Origin of the sequence: Pseudomonas sp. URMO17WK12:I12, from assembly GCF_000514395.1 — a bacterium.
GTDB lineage: Bacteria > Pseudomonadota > Gammaproteobacteria > Pseudomonadales > Pseudomonadaceae > Aquipseudomonas > Aquipseudomonas mucoides.
Map to the genome: position 1 here is coordinate 150516 of NZ_AZVV01000016.1, position 21488 is coordinate 172003.

Consider the following 21488-nt stretch of genomic DNA (forward strand, 5'->3'; position numbering starts at 1 on the left):
TGTCAGTCGAGTTTCTTGTTCACGTCCACCAGCAACGCTTCAATCTCTTTGCGTCGCCCCGCGTCGGCGGTTTCCCGTCCGGGTCTTGGCGCTGCCTGCAACGCTTTCTGCAGCGCGCTTTTGGCTTCGTTGTAGCGCTTTTGACGGTAGAGGTGATCGCCCCAGAAGTACAGACTATCGATGCCGTCCGGGTTGAGTTGCAAGGCCTGTTTGAGCAACTGTTCGGCCTTGTCCGAATCACCAAAACCGATGGGCCAGCCCGGCACGCGGTCATACAGCGCACCCAGACTTGTATAAGCCGAGCCTTGCAGGGCTTTCGGGTCCAGGGTCAGGGCTTTTTCCAGATCGGCTTTTGCCGCCTTGACCTTGCTCAGCGCGCCGAGGCCGCCCTGGGCACCGGCCCAACTGCTGTTGACGATGCCGGACCAGATCCAGGCTTCTGCCACCGATTGGCGTTGCTGGGTGAACGCCGACGCCTGGGCCGCCAGTTGTTCAAACGCTGCAGTGCGTTGCGCTTCGGGCACTTCGTATTGAATGTGCGCCCAGCTTTGCTGGATGCCTTTGAGGCGTTGCTGGTCGGCGGGGTCGAGGGCCCAGGCACTTTGGCTCAAGGCGCCGAGTATCAGGCAAGCGATGACTTTTTTCATGGTTTCAAGTGCTCGTTGTCAGGTTTTTCGCTCAGACGACGGATCAGCGGCAATTGCTTGCGCAAGCCCTTGTCCACCAGATGGGGCAGCAGACTGTTCAGGCGCACGAAAAAGCGTTCCGGCCAGCCCAGGTACAAATCGCGGTGATCACCGGCGATGGCATGGATCACGGCAGCCGCGACCGTTTGCGGATCATCGACGTTGGCTTTGAGTGCATCATTCAAGGCTTGGGCCGCCGGGCTGTTCATCCGGGTGCGGGTGGCGCGCGGGGCGACATACAACACGTTGACGCGGGTGTCCGCCAGTTCCCGGCGCAAGGCTTCGGAAAACCCGCGCAGGGCAAACTTGGTGGCGCAATAGCTGGCATAGCCGGGGTAGCCGATGGAACCGTAGGTTGAGCCGACGTTCACCACCATCGCGCTTTCGGCTTCCTTGAGCAGCGGCAGCAAGAGTTTGGTCAGGCAGATCGGCGCGCTGATGTTGACCGCCATCATTGAGTGGATTTCGCTGTCCTCGAGTTGTTCGAGCATGGCGAAGTGATTGATTCCGGCGGCGTTGATCAACAGGTTGATCCCGCCAATGGCTTGGGCAGCAGCCAACACCTTGCGCCGATCGGTGAGGACGGTCAGGTCCGCGCCGATCCAGCACAGCTGCTGCGGATAGCGCGCCAGCAACGGCGCCAACGGTGCCTCTTGCCGCGCGACCGCCAGCACTCGGGCACCGCTGGCGCACAGGGCGGTTGCGATCGCCAGGCCGATGCCACCGCTGGCACCGGTGAGTACCACACGAGCTTCAGACAGGCGCATGCAATGTCTCCCCGTCGCGTGGCAAGCCACGGAACATGTCGGTGTACAGCGTGTACACCACTTTGGACGCGTGAATGACCGCAGCCTGGTCGGCCGGATCATCGAGGGTGTTCATCAGGCGGCGATAAGTCTGCATGTGCTCGATGTCCAGGGAGCCATGGGAGCTGAGGTAGCTGAAGGCACTTTCCGGCAAGTCCAGCCGCTCGCGAATACTGCCGGCGGCGTGAGTGGCCAGGGCGATGCTGGTGCCTTCCAGCACGTTGACCATCCCGAACAGGCCGACCGGGTTGTCCCGGGCAATCAGGTCGTAGAGAAAACTGACCATCAACTCGATGGGCAGGCTCGGATGACCGTCGCGCACCGCAACCTTGTCGCCGCCGCAGGCCTCGATGTCATTGAGGATCCATTGTTCGTGGCCGTATTCATCCTCGATGTATTCGCAAACGGCTTTGCGCAGCCATTCCAGACGCAACGGCAGACGCGCGCCGCAGGCCATCATCAAGGGCACGGTGTGGCGTACGTGGTAATAGGCTTGCGCCAGAAACGCGCGGTAACTTTCCAGGCTGACCTTGCCCTCCAGGGCGTCGATAATGATCGGCAGATTGAACAGCGCATGGCGTTCTTGTTGCGTGGCTTCTTGCAGCCTGTCGAAAAAACTCATGATGCGGATTCCTCGGAGAAGACAGATTCAGACAGTTGCGCCCGGTAACGCTCGACGATGGCGTCACGGCGCAGTCGGCCATTGGCGGTAAGCAGGCCATTGGCGGGGGTGAAGGGTTGATCCAGTCGGGTCCAGTGGTGGACCTGGGCGTAATCGGGCAAGGCTTCGTTGGCCTGGGCGACGGTGGCGGCGAGTTCGTCGTCGGTGCATTCAGGACGCGAGGGCCAGAGCAGCGCATGGTTGTAGGGCAGGGCTTCGCCGTAGACGAAGGCCTGGGCGATGTGGCGGCGCTGGGTCAATTCGGACTCGACCCACTCCGGGTTCACGTTGCGCCCGAAACTGGTGACGAATTGATGTTTCTTGCGCCCGTTGAGGTAGAGAAAACCTTCGGGGTCAAATTCGCCGAGATCACCGGTCGGCCACCAATCATCGGTGGGCGGTGCTTCGCCCAGATAGCCCAGCAAGGTCGAACCCTTGACCAGCACTTCGCCGTCCTGAGCCAAGCGAATCTCTACATGGGGCAGGGGCTGGCCCACGCTGCCGGGACGGCGCGCGCCGGGCCGATTAAGGCACACCACCGAGGCGCACTCCGACAGTCCGTAGCCTTCGTAAACCGGCAGGCCGATACGTCGAGCACGGTGCAGCAATTCCTCGGACACCCGTGCGCCACCCACTGCGGCAAAACGCAGCGTGCCGGGGTTGAAGGCTTTCTGCTCGGCGGCACTGACCAACATTAGTAACAGCTGCGGCACCAGGATCAGGCTCTCGGGGGCGCGGGCGGCCAGGCAACCGAGCAGCTGTGGCACGTCCACTCCGCTGGCCCCTTGGATGCCGAGGGATTTCTGGCTGGGCACGCTCAAGGTCGCGCCGGCATACAACGCGGCATAACAACCGAGGTTTTCCAGCAGGATCGCCAAGGGCAACAGCGCCAGGTGATGCTGCGGATCGGTGGGTTTGCTGGCCTGATCCAGTTCGCGAGCGACCGTCAAAATACTCTCCGCGCTCAGGCACACGCCTTTGGGCGTACCCGTGGTGCCGGAGGTGAAGGTCAGTTTGGCGGTCCCCTCGGGCAGGCGATTCGCGTCCATGAAGGTCCGGCACCAGAACCCGTCGGCTTTCTCGTAGCCGGCCTCCTGCAGTTCGGCGTCCAGCTGCGGCTCGGCAATCACCCGTTCGGCGTGACTCTGTTCCAGGCAGTGGCGGCGCTGGGCCGGGCTGAAAAACGGTGGCAACGTCAGGCAGGTCAGGCCTTCGAACAACGCGGCCAGGTCCCAGAGCATCGCTTCAACGCCATTGTCCAGGGCCAGCGCAAGCACCCTGACGTGTTCATCGCGCAGACGCTGCTGGCGAGTCAGCACTTCGGCGTACAGCGTGGCGTAGTCCACCTTCACCTGATCGCCCCACAACGCAATCGCGCTGGGTGTGCGTTCGGCATGGTTGCGCAGGGTCTGTTTGAACCGTTCGGTTTCAGGCGACATGGCTGGACTCCTCATTGGACGTTGGCAACCCCAGGCGACTGAACATCCCGCTGTTGTGCAAATGGATGAAGCCGGCGCGAATGTTGCCCACGTGTACCCAGGGCTTGCTTTCGTAATAACTGCCCCAGTGGTGGCGCTCATCACCCAGCCGCTCGGGATCGGCGGCGCACAGCGTCACGGGTTTCAAGCCCAGGCGATGAAAGCTGTTGACCAGGCCGACATTGCCGGTGAACGCCACCCACTCCAGGCCACCCATGGCCAGAAGGTAGGTGATGGCGATGATGCTCATCCGTGCGCTGCCGGTGTCACTGGCGGCCAGGTTGCCGACTTCGACGATGCCGGCACGGTCCACGGGGCGATCGGCGGCCGCGCTGATCAGCGGGTCGATCGATTCGTCCAGATAACGCTCCAGAAACAACTGCCCAAGACTCGCGAGACGAATCCCGGCCACCGCACACAGTTCGCCCGCCGCGTTGCTCATGCCGAACAGTTCGGGCATGAAATGACGGATGTCGGCACCGTGGGCCTTGCGAAAGCGTTGCTGGATAAAGTCTTCAAAGAGGGGGCGCCGGGGCTCGTCCGGCAGCGCTCTGTGCAAACTCATCTGTTCGGTTTCGGATTGGCCGAAACGCAGGGGGAGCGCGATGTTCCACTCAAAATCGGGCATGGGAAGACGCCTCCACGGTTCAATTGAGGAAGAGTATTGAAGGCAATACTTAAGAGAGTCTGAAGGTGGAAAAAAGGAGGAGGGCAGCGGTCTTCAGACTGCCTTAAGACTTGGCGGGCAATGTGCGGCCAGTCAGTTCGGTGACACATCGGACCCAGGTAAGGCGAATGACTCGCCAGCCGGCAACAACTTTACGAGGCCCCTTATGACCCGCGACTCAGCAGCACCTCGCTATGGAAAACTGTCGATGATCATGCACTGGCTGATGCTGGGCTTGTTTGTCGGCGTCTACACCAGTATCGAGCTCAAAGGCATGCTCCCCCGCGGGCATGCGTTGAAGGGCCTGTTTCTGGGGCTTCATGGGCTGTTCGGGTTGAGCATTTTCATATTGGTCTGGGTGAGGCTGCTGGGGCGACTCACGCCTCGTCCGCCCATCACCCCGGCATTGCCCCTGTGGCAGACCGGCATTTCGCACCTGATGCATCTGGCGTTGTACGGATTGATGATCGCCACCCCGCTGCTGGCCTGGCTGATGCTCTCGGCCGGCGGCAAGCCGATGCCCTATTTCGGGTTCTACCTGCCGTCATTGGTGGCGGTTGATCCTGATCTGGCCCGGCAGTTCAAGCATTGGCACGAACTGCTCGGCAGCGCCGGTTACTGGCTGATCGGTTTGCACGCGGCGGCGGGGCTGTTTCATCACTATTGGGTCCGCGACAACACCCTGACCCGTATGCTGCCGGGCCGATCCGGCAATGCGGTCAATCAGCGCCAGCGATGATCTTGAATTTGGTGCGGGCCAGGCAAAAAGACAATACACGGACTATTGAAGTCCCCTGAATACCCCTCAGGCAAAACACAACCCCCTGTAGGCGTGAGCCTGCTCGCGAAGACGGCCGCCCATCCAGCACCGATGCTGAGTGACACATCGCCATCGCGAGCAGGCTCACGCCTACAGGGATTTCGTTCGAATGAGGCAGTGCGTCATTTGCCTCTGTTCCGCTGACGATGAGCACGGCGATAGCGTTACACCATCGCTCTGTGTCTCGGGACTCCGGACTGGGTATTTGCAATTTGAATCGGTCACAGGTGTTCATCTGCCGAACTAACACTGATTTTAGCTTCCTGGGCGAATCGAAAAAGACCTACACCGAGGAAGTACGTGGCAACGACGAAAAGTAGACCGGCACCATAGGCGTACTTGAAGCCGATGAACTCGGTTAAAAAGATAATAGCGAGCAGCAGGGTGGCGCACAGTCCGCCGCGTAAAGAAGACAGGATACCGGCGCTCAATAAGTCAGCCCTCCGCCGCAATCGCTCCAGGTCAACCCTGAGGTGCGCACGGCTCAGGTCGTCTTCGGGGATCGCATTGAGTACCCGTGTACGGTCGATGACAACTGATAACCTCGAAGACATTAACGAAACGAACGCCGCTATTGCACCCAAGAAAAACGTAGGGGCTGTTGCTTGTGAAAAGATGTGGGACAACCGTACAGCGTCAGGAATGAACTCGTTCAATTGAGAGCCCCCCTATAGGCCGAGTATCTGCCATTTTCCAGGCTGGAATAAGGCGCCACTTGGAACTCACTGCCTCCTCCAGATCGCATCGCCGCAACAAACACAGCTTTGGCATCCCGTTTCGCGGAGGTTGGCCGGCGGTTGGATAGCGACGGTTTAATTGCAACCGTCGCCGGGTCAATTTACTCCTTGGTTCGTCGGCGCGCGTGCAACCTGTATCGCCGCGTATTTTGAATTCATGCGTTACTCTTTGCCGCTTTCGATGGCTTGCTGGGCCTGCTTCAACTTCTCGATATCGGCTTGGGTCAACTCGGGGCGGTCAATCTTCAGCGTCAGTTTGTTCAGCTTGCCGGTGAACGTGAACGGCGGCAGATAGTCAGCGTCGTTGACCCCGGTGAGGGTGTCAGATCCGATATCCAGACTTTCATCCCAGGCCAGGGTGAAGGGAAGGCTGTGCTCCATTTTGTGTTGGTCGACGACTTTGCCGTCCACCTTGAGCGTGCCCATTCCGCCGAGACCGACGCCCGAAAAACTGTTGAACGCCAGCGTTGCAGCGCCGAGACCGTCGTACTTGAAGTCGAATTCCAGCACATGTTTGCCCGGTGTGAGCGCGTCGGCACCAGCCCAGCGTACCCGCTCCAGATCGATCAGGTTCCACAGGAACACCGGTTTGCTCTTCAGAAGGTAGAAGCCGTAGCCAGCGAAACGTCCGCCCTGGGTGATCAACATGCCTTCGGCACCGTTATCGCCAACTTCCACCTCGGCTGTGTAGGTGTAGGACGTATTCAGCACGCTCGGCGCATCGCCATTGGGTGTGCCCTTCAGAGGATGTTCCCAGGTGAACACGTTGCGTCCGGCCGTAATGCTCGGCCTTGGGGCTATCATCCGCGGCAGTACTGAAGTGTCGAGCGGCAGTACCTGATACTTGCGCGCTTCATCCATGAACATGGCCTGCAGCTGTTTGAGCTTCTCCGGGTTCTGCAACGCCAGATCGGTGGACTGTGAGTAGTCCTCGTTCAGGTTGTACAACTCCCATTGCATCTGCATGGGGTCGGAGGCTTTGGCGGTCATATTCCAAGGGGCCCGCACCACTTTGGTACTGGCCATCCAGCCGTCGTGGTAGAGCGCGTGGTCGCCGAGCATTTCGAAGTATTGAGTCTTGTGGGCAGAGGGGGCCTGGGCGTTTGTCTTGTCGAAGGTGTAAAGCAGGCTGTTGCCTTCAATGGGCTTCTGGGCAATGCCATTGACCGTGTTCGGCGCACTGACGCCGGTGGCCTCCAGGATGGTCGGCACAATGTCGATGACGTGGTGGAACTGGGTACGGATGCCGCCCTTGTCGGTGATTCGCGAGGGCCAGGAAATGGCCATGCCCTGGCGCACGCCGCCCAGGTGCGATGCGATCTGCTTGACCCATGTAAAGGGCACATCAAAGGCCCAGGCCCAGCCAGCAGCCATGTGGTTGTAGGTCTGGTCGCTGCCCCAGGCGTCGTAGTATTTCTTCAGTTGCAACTCGACCGGTATTTGCACGCCGTTGAACATGGCGACTTCATTAGGTGTTCCGAACATCTGCCCTTCAGCACTGGTGCCGTTGTCGCCGGTGATATAGATGATCAGGGTGTTGTCCAGTTTGCCCATGTCCTCGATGGACTGGATCACGCGGCCGATCTCATGGTCGGTATAGGCCTCGTAAGCGGCGAACACCTCAACCTGGCGGATATACAACTTCTTCTGGTCGGCGCTCAGGCTGTTCCAGTCGGGCAACAGATCGTTGGGCCAAGGGGTCAGTCGGGTGTCCGGCGGAATCACACCGAGCTTTTTCTGGTTGGCAAAGATGGTCTCGCGCAGCTGGTTCCAGCCGCCATCGAAGAGGTGCATGTCGCCGATCTTCTTGATCCACTCCTGCGTAGCGTTATGTGGCGCGTGGGTGCCGCCGGGTGCGTAGTAGACAAAGAATGGACGGTCCGGGGTCAGGGCGTTCATGCGTTGCATGTAGTCGATCGCATCGTCGGCCATTGCCGTGGTCAGGTTCCAGCCAGGCTTGCCCTCGAATGGATAGATTTGTGTGGTGTTGCGGAACAGGTTGGGCTGCCACTGATTGGTGTCGCCACCGATAAAGCCATAGAAGTACTCAAACCCCATACCGGTTGGCCACTGACCGAAGGGCCCGGCCTGGCTGGCCTGGAAGGCTGGGGTGTTGTGATCCTTGCCGAACCAGGAGGTGTGGTAACCGTTATCTTGCAAAATGCGGCCGATCGTCGACGTGTTTTTTTCGATGATGCTGTCATAGCCGGGATAACCGGTGGCCGTTTCGGAAACAGTCCCGAAACCGACCGAGTGGTGGTTACGTCCGGTAATGAGTGCCGCGCGGGTCGGTGAGCACAGCGCGGTGGAGTTGAATTGGGTGTAGCGCAGGCCGTTGGCCGCGATGCGATCCATGGCAGGCGTTGGAATCACCCCGCCAAAGGTGCTGGATACCCCGTAGCCAGCGTCATCGGTGATGATCAGCAGCACATTCGGCGCGCCCTTGGGCGGCACGATGGTCGCCGGCCAGTAGGGTTTGGAGCTTTGCGCAATGTCCGTGATCGTGCCCCCGAAGGGTATGTCGGGCGCCGGTAGCTGATCGCCGGAAATGACTCGGGTGGTGCTGGTCGTGCCCGGCGGACCATTGAGTTGATCAGCCTGAGGGTTGTTGGTGTACACGCCGAGGGCAAGGCATAGCAGCAGGGGAGAGACGGTTCGCCGCACCGAGGTTGAACAAGGAGGGATCATCATTGGCTCCTGTTTGGGAACACACCGCTGCAAACGGGTTGCCGCTCGGACAGGGAATGTGCGCGATTAAAAGTGGCCTGTGTTGGTGTTGCCTTTATTGATATTTGTCAATTGAACCAGTCTTTGCAGGTGCGCTCGGTCAGCGATCAACCGCACAATCCTCGCAGCCAGACAAACCCGTGGACGCGCCGATGCAGCTCAAGAACAAACGCTGGAGCAATGCCATTGTTGCAGTCGGACTTCTGACTGTCGGCCTGGCTTTCGCGGTGTATCAGCACCTTCGTGATCCATCGCCCATGACGTTGGGTGATGGAAAAAATGGCCCCCCGGAGATGGTTTGGATTCCTGCCGGCGAGTTCTTGATGGGGAGCGATAACAAGAAGGCGAAGCCCAGTGAGGGGCCGGCTCACAAGGTTCGGCTCGATGGTTTCTGGATTGACCGTCATGATGTCACTAATGCCGATTTCGCCCGCTTCATTGCTGAAACACATTACGTCACTACTGCCGAACGCAAGCCTGAATGGGACGATCTGAAAGTACAGCTACCCGCAGGTACTCCAGAGCCGGACGACAGTGTCATGGTGCCTGGCGCATTGGTTTTCGTGGGCACGGACAGGCCAATCCCCCTGGATGATTTCAGCCAGTGGTGGGCATTTGTTCCCGGGGCCAACTGGCGTCATCCGTCAGGCCCGGGCAGTAGCATCGAGGGCAAGGAAACCCATCCGGTCGTTCAGGTTTCACATGAAGACGCAGAGGCGTACGCGCAGTGGGCACATAAACGTCTGCTGACCGAGGCGGAATGGGAATACGCCGCAAGAGGGGGGCTGAAACAAGCGGACTATGCGTGGGGGAATGATTTCACGCCGGGCGGCCAAAAAATGGCCAACACCTGGGATGAGGTACAACCGTTTCCAGTGACCGGGTCCAGCAATACATTCAAGATTGGCACCCAACCGGTAGGAAGTTACAAACCTAACGCGTATGGGCTGTACGACATGTCCGGGAACGTTTGGCAGTGGGTCGCCGATTGGTATCGTACTGATGCCTTTAACCTTGAACTCAAACGTCAGTCAGCTGGCGGAGTCTCGTCTAACCCGGTGGGGCCGCCGGACAGCTATGACCCAGCACTCGGGACAACGGCCAACGCGCCTCAGCGTGTGATTCGAGGTGGATCTTTTCTTTGTAGCGACAGCTACTGCACGAGCTTTCGAACCAGTGCCAGGCAGGGGGCGGATCCGATGAATGCCATGTCACATCTCGGATTTCGCTTGGCGATGAGCAATGATCAATGGAAAAAGATCCGCTGAATACAATCCGCACGCCGGTGTCGCGTAGTGCCGTCAAAAATGTTCGGCCAAGGCGCCCAACCCCTTGAGGGTTCTCTGGTATCGACAGCTCCCCTGGACAACAACCAGCTTTGCAACGCTTCAGTCATTGCCTTCCCGCACCCACCGCCTGACTTCACCCTGCACGGCATACGCTGGCGCCTCCACCGCATTGAAATCCTGCGTATACCGCTGGGCAAATCCCTCAACTCCCCATTCCTGAAACTGCTGGACATGCTTCAGCTCATGAGCCCAGAGCGCAATGTTCACTTCTGCCGTTTGAGCATCCCGAAAGAGGATGACGTCGATCAGCGTCACCGCACCGACATCGGGGTTTTGCAGCATGGCCGTGGCGGCGGTGAATTGGCCGTTATCGCTCACTTTATAGCGCGCGGCATCGAGCACGCCGGGGTCATACCAGCGCAACAGTTGCTCGCGAATGTGCGGTGGAATGGGTTGAGTATCGGCAGTGGCTGCTTCAGCCCGGGCTTGAGTCAGCCACATCGCCAAGGCGGGTGCGGCGATCTGGTAGATGCCATCAGGTGGCAGGCCGAGCAGTTGCCCCACGTCTGGCAGGCAAATGCAGCTGTCCAGGCACACTTGTTTTTCACCCGCAGGGCAGGGACTGGTCTGGGCGGGCACTTCAAGGGGCAGGTAAAGAAAAAGCAGCGTCATCAGGCGCTTGGTGATGGGCGGCATTGGGCGCTCCAGGGACGGATGCGGCGCGAACAGTGGATCAAAATTGATCGACGACCCGGATCGCTTTAGCCTAGACCCGAATCAACCCCATCAGCATAATTCCAAAAAAGGGGGGGACTTGTTTTCCATGTCTCATCCAAGGGTCAACAGGACGCCGGGGCGGCAGGAGCATGCAATGGAACTGAAGTTCAGCCACATCGATGTACTGGTCAATAGTCTCGACGAAGCCTGTGCTTACTACGCGAACATACTGCAAGCCAGGATCTCTAGAACCCTCATTTGGGAACGCGGTGGTCTGCACGTGCGCTACGCGATTGCGCTGATCGGTCAAGAGCGCTTCATGTTGGTACAGCCGTTGGCGGGGAACCTGAAGGAACTGTTGGACGCCTCGGGCGAGGGGATGATTTATCGCCATTGCTACTCGACACCGGACATCGAGAAGACCTTTGACGAATTGATAGCCGCCGGTGTTCAGCCGGAAGATGAAAACGGCAAGCCATTGGCCCGCGCGAATCTGCAATCCCCATCCGGGGCACGCATCCTCTGGTTGCCCAAGCGTTTCGGGCACTTCTCTATCGAAATCCTGGAAGAGAAGGCGCTGGAGGCATTTGTTGCGGCGGCGTTCGAGGACGAGGTCCTCCCAGTCCGGTAAGCGCGGTACTCCTGTGGTAATGGGGTGGCTGATTGGCGACTGCTTCGCCGCCGAACGCTGCCTTGCGTTGCTCGTCAGCGGCTACAGGTCAAGGGAGGATTTCGAATGCGGTGCTGGCCAGGCGTTCGCCGTTTACGAGGATGTGCACGGCATGCACGCCCATATAGTGTTTGCGGGTGGTGAGCTCTTTGATCTGCTGGCCACGGCTGACGAGTTCGCTGGCGTTGCCGGGCAGCGTCAAGGTCTTGAGCTTGAACACCTTCGCCGACGTGCTGCCATTGGCTTTGACGTAATCAATCGCATAGTCGATCACCAGTCGTTGGCTGTCGGGTACGGTGGATTTCACACCAAACGACAGGGTGATTTTCTCTCCGAGCCGAATCACCGCCGGCTCGACCGTCACCCCGACAATCTCGACCTCAGCCTTGCCACTGGCGCCAATAATCGCCAGCGCTCGCTGATTGCCCTGTTTGATCAAGCTGCGCAACGCATGCCTGGCAATCCACGCCGTGTGCTTGTTATCCAGCGCCCAACCCTCGATCAGGTCCAGCACCCATTCCGGATGATCCTTGGTGATGTCATTGAGGTGGTTGGCCACGGACTTGCGCACATAAAGGCTTTCATCCGCCTTCAGGTTGTCGAGAATCGGCGCCGCCAGCGTCGGATCTGCCTGGACCTGCTCCAACCGGAACGACCACGGCAAGCGCGGTCGGCTGCCTTCGCTGGCCAGGCGTCGGACATGCTCATTCTGATCCCGCGACCATTCCTGCATCAGCGCCAATGAACGCTGCAAATCACTGCGCAGAAAATACCGAACCGCAAATTCCGCCGAGCCAAACGCGGTGAAATACTTGAGCGCCTCCATCGACTGCTCGAAATCATGTTCGCCATACATCGCCACATAATGCGGCAGCGAAATACTGACGAAACCACTGTTCAGCCGAGGGGCGAGGGCGCGCAGCACCTCAAGCGACTCGTCATACCCCAGCGGCAGCACCGCATGCAGGCATTCACTGACCCGCGCCATGCGCTGCATGATCGACAGGTCGGCGAGGCCGTCGTTGGCCATCCTCAGGAAGGCCTTGGCCTTGAACCCGGGGTAAACCGCCGTCATTTCGGTTGCGATGTGCTTGAGGCGCTCGGCGTTGAAGATTTCCTTCAGCGCCGGGGCGGGTTGTTCGGCGGCGGTCATGGTTGAGTCCGGTCGGGTGGGCGGCTCAGGTTATCGGGGTATTGATGAACGCCTCAAGCTTTTCTGCCTGCGCGGTGAAGGCGGCAATTCGCGGGAAGCGCTCGGCATCGACCTGATCCGGGATCACCAGATGGGTGAAGCTCCAGGCGACGGCCACTGTAATCCCGTCCTGCGCGATCAAGGCGCCATTCGCTAACGGCTGCTTTTCCAGTTCACGTTCAAGTGATGAATAAGCGGCGGCCAATTGGCCTTCGACGCGTTCGACCCACGGTTGAAACTGGATCTCGGCGGGACGCAGGTTGCGCTCGTAATAAAGCTGCACTGATTTTTCGCACGCCGCCAACGCCAGGCCGATCACCCGCAAGGCGCGCAGCCGCTGCTTGAGGTCGCCGGGCATCAGGCTTTTGCCGGGGCCGGCGAGGGCTTCGAGATAGTCGATGATCAGGGTTGAATCCATCAACACGTCGCCGTCGTCCAGCACGAGCGTCGGCGCCTTGACCACCGGGTTGATCTGTTGAAATTGCTCGAAGTGCCGAAACACTGAGACCGATTGGTGCTCCAGGTTGATGCCCAGGTGTTGGGCAGAAATGGCCACGCGCCTTACGTAGGGTGAATCCAGCATGCCGATCAGCTTCATTAATACACTCCTGCAGAGGACCCATTCGGGACGGTCAACCTTAGCTGAGGATCCGCGCCCTGCAAGCAAAGGGAGGGCTTGTGCGGCCGTTTGTCTTCTATATACAGCCGCTCGATTGAATTTCTTGCTATAAACGCACTCCGATAACCGCCGCAACGGTCGCAGTAGAGCACTTTGCGTACCTTGTCGGACAAATTCGCTGACTTTTCAGTTGCTGGGGCCTCAAGTCGGCCTTAGACTGCCGCCCCTCGTAAATTGAGTGCCGGGTGGCGCTTGGAATAAACGGCGCCTTTCCGATGGCCTTCAACAGGTCCGCCGGAACGCTCCCTAATTCGCCTTAATGCACGTTTTTTTATAGAGATATCAATGACAAAGGACAAGTTGCTGGCCATGCCGGCGGATGACTACATGAATGCTGAGCAACATGCTTTTTTCAGCGAGCTGTTGCAGAACATGAAAGTCGAAACCCATGAGCGCATCGAGCAGAACCGCATCGCCATCGAGAGCCTGGACACCCCGGCCGATCCGGCAGACGCGGCTTCGGTCGAAGAAGAGCGCACCTGGCTGGTCAACGCGATCGATCGCGACCAGCGCATGCTGCCTCAGTTGGAACAGGCTCTGGAACGCATCAAAGAAGACAGCTTCGGCTGGTGCGACGACAGCGGCGAGGCCATTGGCCTGAAACGCCTGCTGATCAGCCCGACCACCAAGTACTGCATCGAAGCGCAAGAGCGTCACGAACAGATCGACAAGCACCAGCGTCAGGCCTGATTTCGTAGCGCCCCGCATCGCGGGCGAGCCTCACTCCCAAAGGAGCAAGGCTGGCCCGCGATGCTTTTTTTCGTCTGTAAAAAAGCTCATGCGCCTCTATTGATCTACTGCACTACCCACGACTAATGGACCATAGATAATGGCCTTGTAGTGGCGTTTAATGCGAAGACAACAATTAGAAGATCGTGGGGTGACGAAGATGACGAGAGACGGATCTCTGGCGACGGCCGCGCCTGCGCCAGTACTTTTGCCGAAAAACCCCTGGCTGACGCCGACCCTGCAAAGCATCGCCCTGATGCTGTTGTTGTGCGGCATGGCGCTGGGTGGATGGCCGCTTTACCTCGGCTTGCCGTTGGCGGTGTTGATTATCTGGTTGCCGCGTCTGCGTTCACGCGCTGCGCCTCAAGACTCGCCGGCGGAAAACGCCAGCGCCATCACCACATTGACCCGCGATCTTTCCTACACCACCAGCCATAACGCACTGTCTGCGGCCGGCGTGGCCTTTTCAGTCAAGCAACTGGCGGACAAGCTGCAGTCGCAACTCAGCGCGGCGGCGCAGATTGTCCGCAATGCCGAGGCGATGATCGCGACCGAAGAAGTCACGTCCAAGCTCAGCCGCGAAGCGCTCGGCGCCGCCAGTGAAGCGCATCAGAGCGGTGCCGCCGGGCGTAAGGAGTTGATCGAGTCCATCGCCCGCATGCATCAACTCAGCGAACGCGCCAGCAACAGTCGCGAGCTGATCGAGGCCCTGAGCCTGCGCAGCGACGATATCCAGCGGGTGACGCTTGTGATCCAGTCCATCGCCAGCCAGACCAATCTGCTGGCATTGAACGCCGCGATCGAAGCGGCGCGGGCCGGGGAACACGGGCGCGGTTTCGCGGTGGTGGCCGATGAAGTACGGGGTTTGGCCGCGCGGACCGCGACGGCGACCGGTGAAGTCGGCGAGATGGTCGCCGATATCCAGCAACGCACCGCCCAGGTCGTCGAGCAGATCCGCCAACTCTCCAGCGACCTCGATACAGGTGTCGAGCAAGTCGAGCATACCGGTCAGCACCTGGAAAACATTGCGCGCCTGGCGGCGGGTGTCGAGCATCAGGTCGGGGAAATCGCCCGTGGCGCCGACACCAATCGCGAACAACTCGACAGCCTGTTTCACGCCATCGAACAGATGCGCAGCGATCTGGCGATCAGCGACCAGCAGACCCAGCGTCTGGCCCAGGCCGCCGTGCAAATGGAAGGGCAGGCCGAATCCATCAGCGAGCGCCTGGCCGAAGTCGGACTGGATGACTATCACCAACGGATTTATGACCTGGCCCGGGAAGGCGCAAGCCAGATTGCCGCGCGTTTCGAAGCGGATATCGACCAGGGACGCGTCAGTCTCGATGACTTGTTTGATCGCAATTATCAGGCGATCCCCAATACCAGCCCGGCCAAGTTCCAGACCCGCTTCGACCGCTACACCGATCAGGTCCTGCCGACGATTCAGGAGCCGTTGTTGCCGCGTCATGAAGGGCTGGTGTTTGCCATCGCCTGCACACAGCAGGGTTATGTGCCGACTCATAACATCGTTTTCAGCCAGCCGCTGACGGGCGATGCGACGGTCGATACTTTGCAAAACCGCACCAAGCGCAAATTCGCTGATCGCACCGGTATCCGCTGCGGCAGCCATCAGCAGCCGGTGTTGTTGCAGACGTATACCCGCGACACCGGCGAACTGATGCACGATCTCTCTGTGCCCATCCTCGTCAAGGGCCGGCATTGGGGCGGTTTGCGCCTGGGTTACAAACCACAAGGGCCACGCTAGCCGCTGGCGATTGTTACGATTCCGGCAACGAAGCTGTGCAGCCTCGTTGCTGTTTCCTCTCGGATGAACTCATTAACATGCCTTCATTGTTAGGTTGCTAATGAAATTCGAGAGGCCAGCATGCAAAGCAAATTGGATATCGCGGTGATGATTGGCAGCGGGGTGCCCGCCTGTTTGCGCGCGATGGGACAGAGCGTTTGTTGGGTGGTACTGCTCAACGGCGAGCGCCGGGGGACGGCGTTTGCCAGTCGCGGTGAGGCAGAGGAGTGCAGGGCTGCCTGGCTGGCGCAATTGAACGTCGAATCAGCGGGCAGCCTGCACTGACTGTGCTGGCTAGTGACGCTGGTGCAGGCGCAAATTCAGGTCGTCGACCACTCGCGCCCAATCGGCGTCTTTACGTATCTGTTCTTTGAGGAAGCCGGCTTGCTGCGGGGTCCAGAACTCGGCGTCGATCATTTTTTTGTCTCCGGCCAACGGTGAATGGCTGGCGATGAAATCGTCGATGCCTTTTTGGCTGGAGTCCAGACCGAGTTGGTCGAACAAACCTTTCAAGTCGTGTGTAGGTGAATCCATGTTCATCTCCTGGTGGGTCGCGTCGAATGCGAGATCTGAAGGGCGGCTTCATTGCATCTGAGGCGGCCGCGCTTCAGGAGTTCGATGGATGTTCAAAAACAGGAGTGAGCATAGACGGCAAATTTGATGATCAGGCTTTCAATGCCCCTGCATCGACGGCAGCCTTCAGTTCAATGGCCGCTTCCTGAGCGGCGATGGCGGCGACATCTGCCGTTTTGAACCAGCGATCTTTCTCGACCTGGTGATACGTCACCGTGGTCAATTTTGGTTTGGCGCGCATGACTATCACTGCCTGGAATTCGCCGTCGATCTCTCTGGCTTCGCCCCGGATAATAAATTCGCCGATATCAAATTCCGTCACGTAGCAGCCTTCCCTTGGAAATGTTTTGTTGTTTTGAGCGCCGTCCGACGTGGGAACGGGTTTCATGGGGCGGGCAGTATGGCAGTAGTTGCCCGCCGACGGCTGAGTTAACTCGACGGTGTGACGAAACGTCTATTGGAATGAACTCAGGCGTGGCTTTATTCGCGTGATTCAAGTGAGCGAGCAAGCGCACACGCCTGGTTGTGGTCACCGCGGAAACCTCTGACGCGTCCTGTGGAAGTTTCCTTGATATGGAAAAACGCGTTACCGGCCAGGACGACCTGGAACCTGGGTCGGGCAGGGCTTACAGGAGGGAAGGGCGGTTGTTCGTATAACGCCTGCGACAGCGCTAAGGCGTCGTGCGTGTAAGGCGATTGGTCGGTTGCAAAGTGAGTCATTGTGCACATATGAAGTCCTTTTCATTGTTTTGCCGACGTATGTATGCCGTTTTGGCTAGTCTCTGTCAGCATCGCTGCTCTAGAATCGCCATCAAGGGTGGGCGAATGGTGTCCATCTAAAGCAATTTTTTGCGTGCGATATGTCGGAAAAGTGCTTTTCTTGTAGGGTTTTTTCCTTAAAGTTGGTAGTCCTGTTTTCTCTGGCAGCAAGAAGGGCATTTTCCTTCAACATCTGACGACGTTGAGGGAAGACGGCGCGAGTGTTATTCCAGTACGCTCACTGACCTCGCGATGCATAAGCCCTCTGCCCGGATCAGGATTTCAACCCGGTTTATTTGCTAGACCCTCGGCATGGCCGCTTTTTTCTGCTGCGCGTTTGTCCTGCGTGCGGCATCCATTTCAGATGTGGGGATGTTTCCTTGGCAGTAAGTAATCTCGATATGCATGCTTTGTTCGTGCTGGGTGATTTGCGCGCAAAGTTGGTTAAACAGTTTCAATCTCGTTTCGTCTATGTCACCGAACAGAACGCCGAAGGCATTTACATTGCCGAGATCGACACCGAAGAAGCACTGGTGGTGGATGACAAGCCAGGGCTCAAACTCAAGGTTGGCGATCATTTCAGCGCCTCGGTCCTGCCCAGTCGCGAAGGAGGCAAGCTGGACATCAAGTTCCGCGAGATCAAACTGACGGTGTATGGCTTGGGCGATTACGCGTTTGTCACCACCGCCGATGGCCAGGCGATTGTGTTCAAGGAAGGTCATAGCGTGGTGATGGTGTTTGCCGCTCATCAACAGTTGCAGGAAGGCCTGACCAAAACCCTGAAAGCCGTGACCGCCAAAGCCGCCAAGTGGCGCAAGGGCGAGCTGGTGACCTTCAAGGCCAGCGAGTAATGACCCTGACCCGCGCCGACTTCCACGAACAGAACCAGGCCAGTGCCCACACTGATGCCCTTCGGTTGTTCGAGCAGAAGGCTGTTCTGCAGGGAGCCTGGCTGAATTGGGTGGCGTCACAGCTCTATACGCTGCGCCCGGCGGCGTACGCCGGCATGGTCAGAAGAGAGCTATCCCTCTTGCAGGAATCTTCCGAAAATTAAATCCCGTCCCTCGAAATCAGGATCCTCTACTACAGTCAATTGACTGAATATTTTGAGGCTTGCGGTCTTTCATCAGGCCATCCTGCTATTGCTGTGAACAGCACGAGGTGCAAAAGCATGAAAGGATTTCGACGGTTACTGGCTGCGTCCGTGGCCAGTTTCGGGTTGTTGACGTCACCTGTTCCGGTGTTCGCCGCCCAGGCACCGATCCACTTCGCCGACCTGAATTGGGAAAGCGGCAGCCTGATCACCGATATCCTGCGGATCATTGTCGAGAAGGGCTACGGGCTACCGACGGATACCTTGCCGGGCACCACCATTACCCTGGAGACCGCCCTGGCCAATAATGACATTCAGGTCATTGGTGAAGAATGGGCCGGCCGCAGCCCGGTCTGGGTCAAGGCTGAGGCCGAAGGCAAGGTCGCCAGCCTGGGCGATACGGTCAAAGGCGCGACCGAAGGGTGGTGGGTTCCGGAGTACGTGATCAAGGGCGACCCGGCCAAAGGCATCAAGCCACTGGCGCCGGGGCTGCGCAGTGTCAGCGACCTGCCCAGGTACAAAGACGTGTTCAGCGACCCGGAATCCCCTGGCAAGGGCCGCTTCCTCAACAGCCCGATCGGCTGGACCTCGGAAGTGGTGAACAAGCAGAAGCTCACCGCCTATGGCCTGAACGACAGCTATGTGAATTTTCGCAGCGGTTCCGGAGCGGCGCTGGACGCGGAAATCACCTCATCTATCCATCGCGGCAAGCCGGTGCTGTTCTATTACTGGTCACCGACGCCCTTGCTCGGACGCTTCAAGCTGATCCAGCTGGAGGAGCCACCGTTCGACGCCGACGCCTGGAAGACCCTGACCGACGCTGACAATCCAAATCCCAAGCCAACCCGTTCACTGGCCTCGAAGCTGTCCATCGGTGTGTCTACGCCGTTTCTAAAACAGTACCCGCAGATCACCGAGTTCTTCAGCAAGGTCGATTTGCCCATCGATCCCTTGAACAAGGCCCTGGCCGATATGAGCGAAAAACACACCCCGCCACGCCAGGCTGCGGAAGCATTCATGAAGGCGCACCCGGATGTCTGGAAGGCGTGGTTGCCCAAGGAGGTGGCCGATAAAGTTTCCGCCGAACTGAAGTAAACCGCTGATCCACACAACTTCATTCGCTATCGCCGCCCGGAGCACGTGTGCTCTCACTGGATGGATAACTGAATATGAACCTGTTGGTTGCGCAATGGATGGCTTCAATCTTTTTGATGATCAGCCTGGTCCATGTGTATTGGGCGTCGGGTGGCAAGTTGGGCAGCGAGGCGGCGGTACCGCGATTGCCCGGGGAGGGGGGCGCGCAATCAAGGCCTGCGTTCAAGCCGTCGGGGTTGGTGACGTTGCTGGTGGCGGTGGGATTGCTGCTGATCGCGATGCTGGTGTGCCTGCGGGTCGGGCTGTGCTTGCCGGCGGTGCAGGACGTGTGGCTGCAATGGGTGATCAGTGGCATCGCGATACTGATGTTCGCCCGGGCGATTGGCGATTCGAACCTGGTCGGGTTTTTCAAAGAGGTGAAGGATTCGAAGTTTGCCCGGCTCGATACGTGGGTGTATTCGCCGTTGTGCGTGGCGTTGGGGGCGGGGTTGTTGACGGTGGCCTGGATTTGAGTGGCTGCTGATATCGCTATCGCGAGCAAGCTCGGCTCCTACATCTATGGGGGGCTAATAGAGTCCAGGTATCAGCCGCCAGGTCGTGGCGCAATACGCCTCATACTCCCCACCAAACTGCGCCCTCAACAACGCCTCTTCCGAGTGAATCCGCGCAATCAGCGGAATCACCGTCAACGCCGCCAGCAACAGCCCGACCCCCGAACGAAAGGCCAGCGCCCAGCCCAAGGCAATCACCAGCATCCCCAGGTAGCTGGGGTTGCGCAGGCACCGGTAAATTCCGTCGGTGACCAGCGTGTGCCCCGGCTGAATCGCCACCAGGCCGCTGAAGCGCTTGCCCAGTACAAACACCGGCCACATGCGTAGCGCGCCGCCGAGGCAGAACAACAATGCGCCCATCCAGCGCAGGCCTTCGCCGCCAAAGGTCCAGAAGTCGATCCGGTCGGTGTAGGCTGGCAGGAATCCGCTGAGCAACCCGATCACCCCGAACGCCGGCAGCACCCAGCGATTGGCCCGGTCTTCCCGTTCGCCGGAACTCAGATTGACCTCGGTGAACAGCGACAACACGGTCATGACCACGGTTGCGAGGGCAACCACCACCAACGACCCATGGGCAAAAAACGCCGCAAACCCGCCCATGCCCCACACGGCAAGACCGAGGTAGGCAAGGGTGCCGACGATGGCGAAGAACGCCAGTTTGGCCGAGATTTTCATGGGCGCCTCCTGATGAGCCTTGGCCCGTTTCAGTTTAGATGCCCACGGTTGTTCACGCGTTCAACTCGGCCCTGGCATTGCGCCGGATCACTTGCGGCGGTTGGCCGAATGCCCTTAAAAAGGCTTCGCGCATGCGGCGTCGGTCGGTAAAACCGGCCTCGGTGGCGATCTGGTCGAGGGTCAGGCGCCCGCGTTCGAGCATCTGCCGTGCCGCTTCCAGACGCAGGTTTTCGATGGCCTTGGCTGGCGTCTGTCCGGTCTCGGCGCGAAAACTGCGGCTGAATTGCCGCGGGCTCAGGCGCGCCACGTCGGCCAGTTGCTCCACCGAGAGCGGCGAGGCCAGGTGTTCCTGGGCGTAGCCAAGAACAGTCTGAATGCGGTCAGATTTTGGCGCCAATTCGAGCAATGCCGAATGCTGGGACTGGCCACCCGCACGACGCTGGTACATCACCAGTTTCTGCGCCACGGAACGCGCCAGTTCCGCGCCGTGATCCTTCTCGACCATGGCCAGCGCCAGGTCGATGCCGGCGGTCATGCCGGCCGAGGTCCAGATCGGGCCGTCGACCACGTAGATGCGGTCTTCTTCCACCTTGATCGAGGGAAAACGCGCTTGCAGGTCTCGGGCATACGCCCAGTGAGTGGTGGCCCGCCGTCCGTCGAGCAGACCGGCCTGCGCCAGCACGAACGCCCCGGAACAAATTGACGCCATCCGCCGTGCGGTGCTCACGCTGTCGCGCAGGTAGGTCAGCACGCTGTCGGGCGCCTGTTGGACGATGCAATCGCCGCCGACCACGATCACCGTATCAAATACCCGCTCACCGAACGCCAGGGTTCCGACGCTCAATCCCCCGGAGGCGCGCAGGGTGCTGCCATCTTCGGAGACTACGCTGACGTCATACAGCGTCTCACCGGCGCTGAAGTTGGCGTACTCGAACACCGGCATGGCGGCCAGCGCCATGGACTGGAAACCCTCGAACACCACAAATGCCACGCTAGTCATTGCCAGACCCTCAAAAGGACATGTCCTGAAAACGTACTTTAAACGTCATTTGAGACAAGTGTAAGAGCCTCTATAACTGT

General features: G+C 59.2%; 25 protein-coding genes. 10 read left to right on the forward strand and 15 right to left on the reverse strand.

Going from position 1 to position 21488, the window contains the following annotated elements; all coding sequences use genetic code 11:
* Positions 1 to 2: 2 nt before the first annotated feature.
* Genes D882_RS0122640 through D882_RS0122660 form a run of 5 tightly spaced genes read right to left on the reverse strand, consistent with a single transcriptional unit; the run spans position 3 to position 4259 of the window.
* Complete coding sequence (locus tag D882_RS0122640; protein WP_027925349.1) at positions 3 to 647, reverse strand: tetratricopeptide repeat protein; 645 nt, start codon at positions 645 to 647, stop codon at positions 3 to 5.
* Positions 644 to 1453, reverse strand: coding sequence for an SDR family oxidoreductase (locus tag D882_RS0122645; protein ID WP_027925350.1), 810 nt, complete (start codon positions 1451 to 1453; stop codon positions 644 to 646). The genes D882_RS0122640 and D882_RS0122645 overlap by 4 nt, the downstream gene beginning before the upstream one ends.
* Positions 1440 to 2114 (reverse strand): TenA family transcriptional regulator, encoded by a 675-nt coding sequence (locus D882_RS0122650; protein ID WP_027925351.1) that lies wholly within the window; start codon positions 2112 to 2114, stop codon positions 1440 to 1442. Before D882_RS0122650 ends, D882_RS0122645 begins: the two co-directional genes overlap by 14 nt.
* Positions 2111 to 3592, reverse strand: a complete 1482-nt coding sequence (locus D882_RS0122655) for an AMP-binding protein (RefSeq protein ID WP_027925352.1) — start codon at positions 3590 to 3592, stop codon at positions 2111 to 2113. The genes D882_RS0122650 and D882_RS0122655 overlap by 4 nt, the downstream gene beginning before the upstream one ends.
* Positions 3582 to 4259 carry a thermostable hemolysin gene (locus D882_RS0122660; protein WP_027925353.1) on the reverse strand — a complete coding sequence of 226 codons (678 nt, stop codon included), beginning with the start codon at positions 4257 to 4259 and terminating at the stop codon, positions 3582 to 3584. Before D882_RS0122660 ends, D882_RS0122655 begins: the two co-directional genes overlap by 11 nt.
* A 205-nt stretch (positions 4260 to 4464) precedes the next feature.
* Here D882_RS0122660 and D882_RS0122665 point away from each other — a divergent pair, with 205 nt between their 5' ends.
* Positions 4465 to 5037, forward strand: coding sequence for a cytochrome b (locus tag D882_RS0122665; protein ID WP_027925354.1), 573 nt, complete (start codon positions 4465 to 4467; stop codon positions 5035 to 5037).
* A gap of 302 nt (positions 5038 to 5339) precedes the next feature.
* Here the strand turns inward: D882_RS0122665 and D882_RS01000000131350 are convergent, their stop codons facing one another.
* Positions 5340 to 5774, reverse strand: a complete 435-nt coding sequence (locus tag D882_RS01000000131350; protein ID WP_032833640.1) for a DUF2721 domain-containing protein — start codon at positions 5772 to 5774, stop codon at positions 5340 to 5342.
* Between the two features lie 243 nt (positions 5775 to 6017).
* Positions 6018 to 8543 carry an arylsulfatase gene (locus D882_RS01000000131355; protein ID WP_081744001.1) on the reverse strand — a complete coding sequence of 842 codons (2526 nt, stop codon included), beginning with the start codon at positions 8541 to 8543 and terminating at the stop codon, positions 6018 to 6020.
* Between the two features lie 191 nt (positions 8544 to 8734).
* Between D882_RS01000000131355 and D882_RS0122680 the strand changes: the two genes are divergently transcribed.
* On the forward strand, positions 8735 to 9850 hold the full coding sequence (locus tag D882_RS0122680) for a formylglycine-generating enzyme family protein (protein ID WP_027925355.1): 1116 nt from the start codon (positions 8735 to 8737) through the stop codon (positions 9848 to 9850).
* A 120-nt stretch (positions 9851 to 9970) separates the two neighbouring features.
* On the opposite strand, the gene D882_RS0122685 is transcribed toward D882_RS0122680, so the two are convergent.
* The gene (locus tag D882_RS0122685; RefSeq protein ID WP_027925356.1) at positions 9971 to 10567 is read right to left on the reverse strand and encodes a DUF4157 domain-containing protein; all 597 of its coding nucleotides are present in this window, start codon (positions 10565 to 10567) and stop codon (positions 9971 to 9973) included.
* Positions 10568 to 10742: 175 nt separating this feature from the next.
* Here D882_RS0122685 and D882_RS0122690 point away from each other — a divergent pair, with 175 nt between their 5' ends.
* Positions 10743 to 11219, forward strand: a complete 477-nt coding sequence (locus D882_RS0122690; protein WP_027925357.1) for a VOC family protein — start codon at positions 10743 to 10745, stop codon at positions 11217 to 11219.
* 88 nt (positions 11220 to 11307) lie between these two features.
* Here the strand turns inward: D882_RS0122690 and D882_RS0122695 are convergent, their stop codons facing one another.
* Positions 11308 to 12411, reverse strand: a complete 1104-nt coding sequence (locus D882_RS0122695; RefSeq protein WP_027925358.1) for a DNA alkylation repair protein — start codon at positions 12409 to 12411, stop codon at positions 11308 to 11310.
* A 25-nt stretch (positions 12412 to 12436) separates the two neighbouring features.
* Entirely contained in the window at positions 12437 to 13048 is a 612-nt protein-coding gene (locus D882_RS0122700; RefSeq protein WP_027925359.1) for a glutathione S-transferase, read from the reverse strand.
* 366 nt (positions 13049 to 13414) lie between these two features.
* Between D882_RS0122700 and D882_RS0122705 the strand changes: the two genes are divergently transcribed.
* The 3 genes from D882_RS0122705 to D882_RS0122715 all read left to right on the forward strand — a co-directional run bounded on the left by D882_RS0122705 (position 13415) and on the right by D882_RS0122715 (position 15947).
* Complete coding sequence (locus tag D882_RS0122705) at positions 13415 to 13819, forward strand: TraR/DksA family transcriptional regulator (protein WP_007907888.1); 405 nt, start codon at positions 13415 to 13417, stop codon at positions 13817 to 13819.
* Between the two features lie 580 nt (positions 13820 to 14399).
* On the forward strand, positions 14400 to 15623 hold the full coding sequence (locus D882_RS0122710) for a methyl-accepting chemotaxis protein (RefSeq protein ID WP_371258959.1): 1224 nt from the start codon (positions 14400 to 14402) through the stop codon (positions 15621 to 15623).
* A gap of 120 nt (positions 15624 to 15743) precedes the next feature.
* Positions 15744 to 15947, forward strand: coding sequence for a hypothetical protein (locus tag D882_RS0122715; RefSeq protein WP_027925361.1), 204 nt, complete (start codon positions 15744 to 15746; stop codon positions 15945 to 15947).
* Positions 15948 to 15956: 9 nt separating this feature from the next.
* On the opposite strand, the gene D882_RS0122720 is transcribed toward D882_RS0122715, so the two are convergent.
* The 3 genes from D882_RS0122720 to D882_RS1000000133255 form a co-directional block, all read right to left on the reverse strand.
* Complete coding sequence (locus tag D882_RS0122720; protein ID WP_027925362.1) at positions 15957 to 16196, reverse strand: DUF2789 domain-containing protein; 240 nt, start codon at positions 16194 to 16196, stop codon at positions 15957 to 15959.
* Positions 16197 to 16326: 130 nt separating this feature from the next.
* Positions 16327 to 16557: a hypothetical protein gene (locus D882_RS0122725; protein ID WP_027925363.1), complete on the reverse strand. Its 231-nt coding sequence runs from the start codon at positions 16555 to 16557 to the stop codon at positions 16327 to 16329.
* Positions 16558 to 16715: 158 nt separating this feature from the next.
* Entirely contained in the window at positions 16716 to 16964 is a 249-nt protein-coding gene (locus D882_RS1000000133255) for a hypothetical protein (RefSeq protein ID WP_081744002.1), read from the reverse strand.
* A gap of 431 nt (positions 16965 to 17395) precedes the next feature.
* On the opposite strand from D882_RS1000000133255, the gene D882_RS0122730 reads away from it, so the two are divergent.
* The 4 genes from D882_RS0122730 (at position 17396) to D882_RS0122745 (ending at position 19694) form a co-directional block, all read left to right on the forward strand.
* Complete coding sequence (locus tag D882_RS0122730; protein ID WP_172825907.1) at positions 17396 to 17845, forward strand: hypothetical protein; 450 nt, start codon at positions 17396 to 17398, stop codon at positions 17843 to 17845.
* Entirely contained in the window at positions 17845 to 18048 is a 204-nt protein-coding gene (locus tag D882_RS0122735; protein WP_027925365.1) for a hypothetical protein, read from the forward strand. Before D882_RS0122730 ends, D882_RS0122735 begins: the two co-directional genes overlap by 1 nt.
* Positions 18049 to 18165: 117 nt before the next feature.
* Positions 18166 to 19182, forward strand: coding sequence for an ABC transporter substrate-binding protein (locus D882_RS0122740; RefSeq protein ID WP_027925366.1), 1017 nt, complete (start codon positions 18166 to 18168; stop codon positions 19180 to 19182).
* Between the two features lie 74 nt (positions 19183 to 19256).
* Complete coding sequence (locus D882_RS0122745) at positions 19257 to 19694, forward strand: DUF3995 domain-containing protein (RefSeq protein WP_027925367.1); 438 nt, start codon at positions 19257 to 19259, stop codon at positions 19692 to 19694.
* Between the two features lie 54 nt (positions 19695 to 19748).
* On the opposite strand, the gene D882_RS0122750 is transcribed toward D882_RS0122745, so the two are convergent.
* Together D882_RS0122750 and D882_RS0122755 are read right to left on the reverse strand one after the other, a co-directional pair.
* Positions 19749 to 20408, reverse strand: a complete 660-nt coding sequence (locus D882_RS0122750) for an isoprenylcysteine carboxylmethyltransferase family protein (RefSeq protein ID WP_027925368.1) — start codon at positions 20406 to 20408, stop codon at positions 19749 to 19751.
* Positions 20409 to 20460: 52 nt separating this feature from the next.
* Positions 20461 to 21408 (reverse strand): GlxA family transcriptional regulator, encoded by a 948-nt coding sequence (locus D882_RS0122755; protein WP_027925369.1) that lies wholly within the window; start codon positions 21406 to 21408, stop codon positions 20461 to 20463.
* Positions 21409 to 21488 lie beyond the last annotated feature (80 nt).

What these genes read in the sequence shown, in the direction of transcription:
- D882_RS0122640 (WP_027925349.1), bottom strand. Translation starts at nt 647, where the DNA reads ATGAAAAAAGTCATCGCTTGCCTGATACTCGGCGCCTTGAGCCAAAGT.
- D882_RS0122645 (WP_027925350.1), bottom strand. Translation starts at nt 1,453, where the DNA reads ATGCGCCTGTCTGAAGCTCGTGTGGTACTCACCGGTGCCAGCGGTGGC.
- D882_RS0122650 (WP_027925351.1), bottom strand. Translation starts at nt 2,114, where the DNA reads ATGAGTTTTTTCGACAGGCTGCAAGAAGCCACGCAACAAGAACGCCAT.
- D882_RS0122655 (WP_027925352.1), bottom strand. Translation starts at nt 3,592, where the DNA reads ATGTCGCCTGAAACCGAACGGTTCAAACAGACCCTGCGCAACCATGCC.
- D882_RS0122660 (WP_027925353.1), bottom strand. Translation starts at nt 4,259, where the DNA reads ATGCCCGATTTTGAGTGGAACATCGCGCTCCCCCTGCGTTTCGGCCAA.
- D882_RS0122665 (WP_027925354.1), top strand. Translation starts at nt 4,465, where the DNA reads ATGACCCGCGACTCAGCAGCACCTCGCTATGGAAAACTGTCGATGATC.
- D882_RS01000000131355 (WP_081744001.1), bottom strand. Translation starts at nt 8,543, where the DNA reads ATGATCCCTCCTTGTTCAACCTCGGTGCGGCGAACCGTCTCTCCCCTG.
- D882_RS0122680 (WP_027925355.1), top strand. Translation starts at nt 8,735, where the DNA reads ATGCAGCTCAAGAACAAACGCTGGAGCAATGCCATTGTTGCAGTCGGA.
- D882_RS0122685 (WP_027925356.1), bottom strand. Translation starts at nt 10,567, where the DNA reads ATGCCGCCCATCACCAAGCGCCTGATGACGCTGCTTTTTCTTTACCTG.
- D882_RS0122690 (WP_027925357.1), top strand. Translation starts at nt 10,743, where the DNA reads ATGGAACTGAAGTTCAGCCACATCGATGTACTGGTCAATAGTCTCGAC.
- D882_RS0122695 (WP_027925358.1), bottom strand. Translation starts at nt 12,411, where the DNA reads ATGACCGCCGCCGAACAACCCGCCCCGGCGCTGAAGGAAATCTTCAAC.
- D882_RS0122700 (WP_027925359.1), bottom strand. Translation starts at nt 13,048, where the DNA reads ATGAAGCTGATCGGCATGCTGGATTCACCCTACGTAAGGCGCGTGGCC.
- D882_RS0122705 (WP_007907888.1), top strand. Translation starts at nt 13,415, where the DNA reads ATGACAAAGGACAAGTTGCTGGCCATGCCGGCGGATGACTACATGAAT.
- D882_RS0122710 (WP_371258959.1), top strand. Translation starts at nt 14,400, where the DNA reads ATGATCGCGACCGAAGAAGTCACGTCCAAGCTCAGCCGCGAAGCGCTC.
- D882_RS0122715 (WP_027925361.1), top strand. Translation starts at nt 15,744, where the DNA reads ATGCAAAGCAAATTGGATATCGCGGTGATGATTGGCAGCGGGGTGCCC.
- D882_RS0122720 (WP_027925362.1), bottom strand. Translation starts at nt 16,196, where the DNA reads ATGGATTCACCTACACACGACTTGAAAGGTTTGTTCGACCAACTCGGT.
- D882_RS1000000133255 (WP_081744002.1), bottom strand. Translation starts at nt 16,964, where the DNA reads ATGTGCACAATGACTCACTTTGCAACCGACCAATCGCCTTACACGCAC.
- D882_RS0122730 (WP_172825907.1), top strand. Translation starts at nt 17,396, where the DNA reads ATGCATGCTTTGTTCGTGCTGGGTGATTTGCGCGCAAAGTTGGTTAAA.
- D882_RS0122735 (WP_027925365.1), top strand. Translation starts at nt 17,845, where the DNA reads ATGACCCTGACCCGCGCCGACTTCCACGAACAGAACCAGGCCAGTGCC.
- D882_RS0122740 (WP_027925366.1), top strand. Translation starts at nt 18,166, where the DNA reads ATGAAAGGATTTCGACGGTTACTGGCTGCGTCCGTGGCCAGTTTCGGG.
- D882_RS0122745 (WP_027925367.1), top strand. Translation starts at nt 19,257, where the DNA reads ATGAACCTGTTGGTTGCGCAATGGATGGCTTCAATCTTTTTGATGATC.
- D882_RS0122750 (WP_027925368.1), bottom strand. Translation starts at nt 20,408, where the DNA reads ATGAAAATCTCGGCCAAACTGGCGTTCTTCGCCATCGTCGGCACCCTT.
- D882_RS0122755 (WP_027925369.1), bottom strand. Translation starts at nt 21,408, where the DNA reads ATGACTAGCGTGGCATTTGTGGTGTTCGAGGGTTTCCAGTCCATGGCG.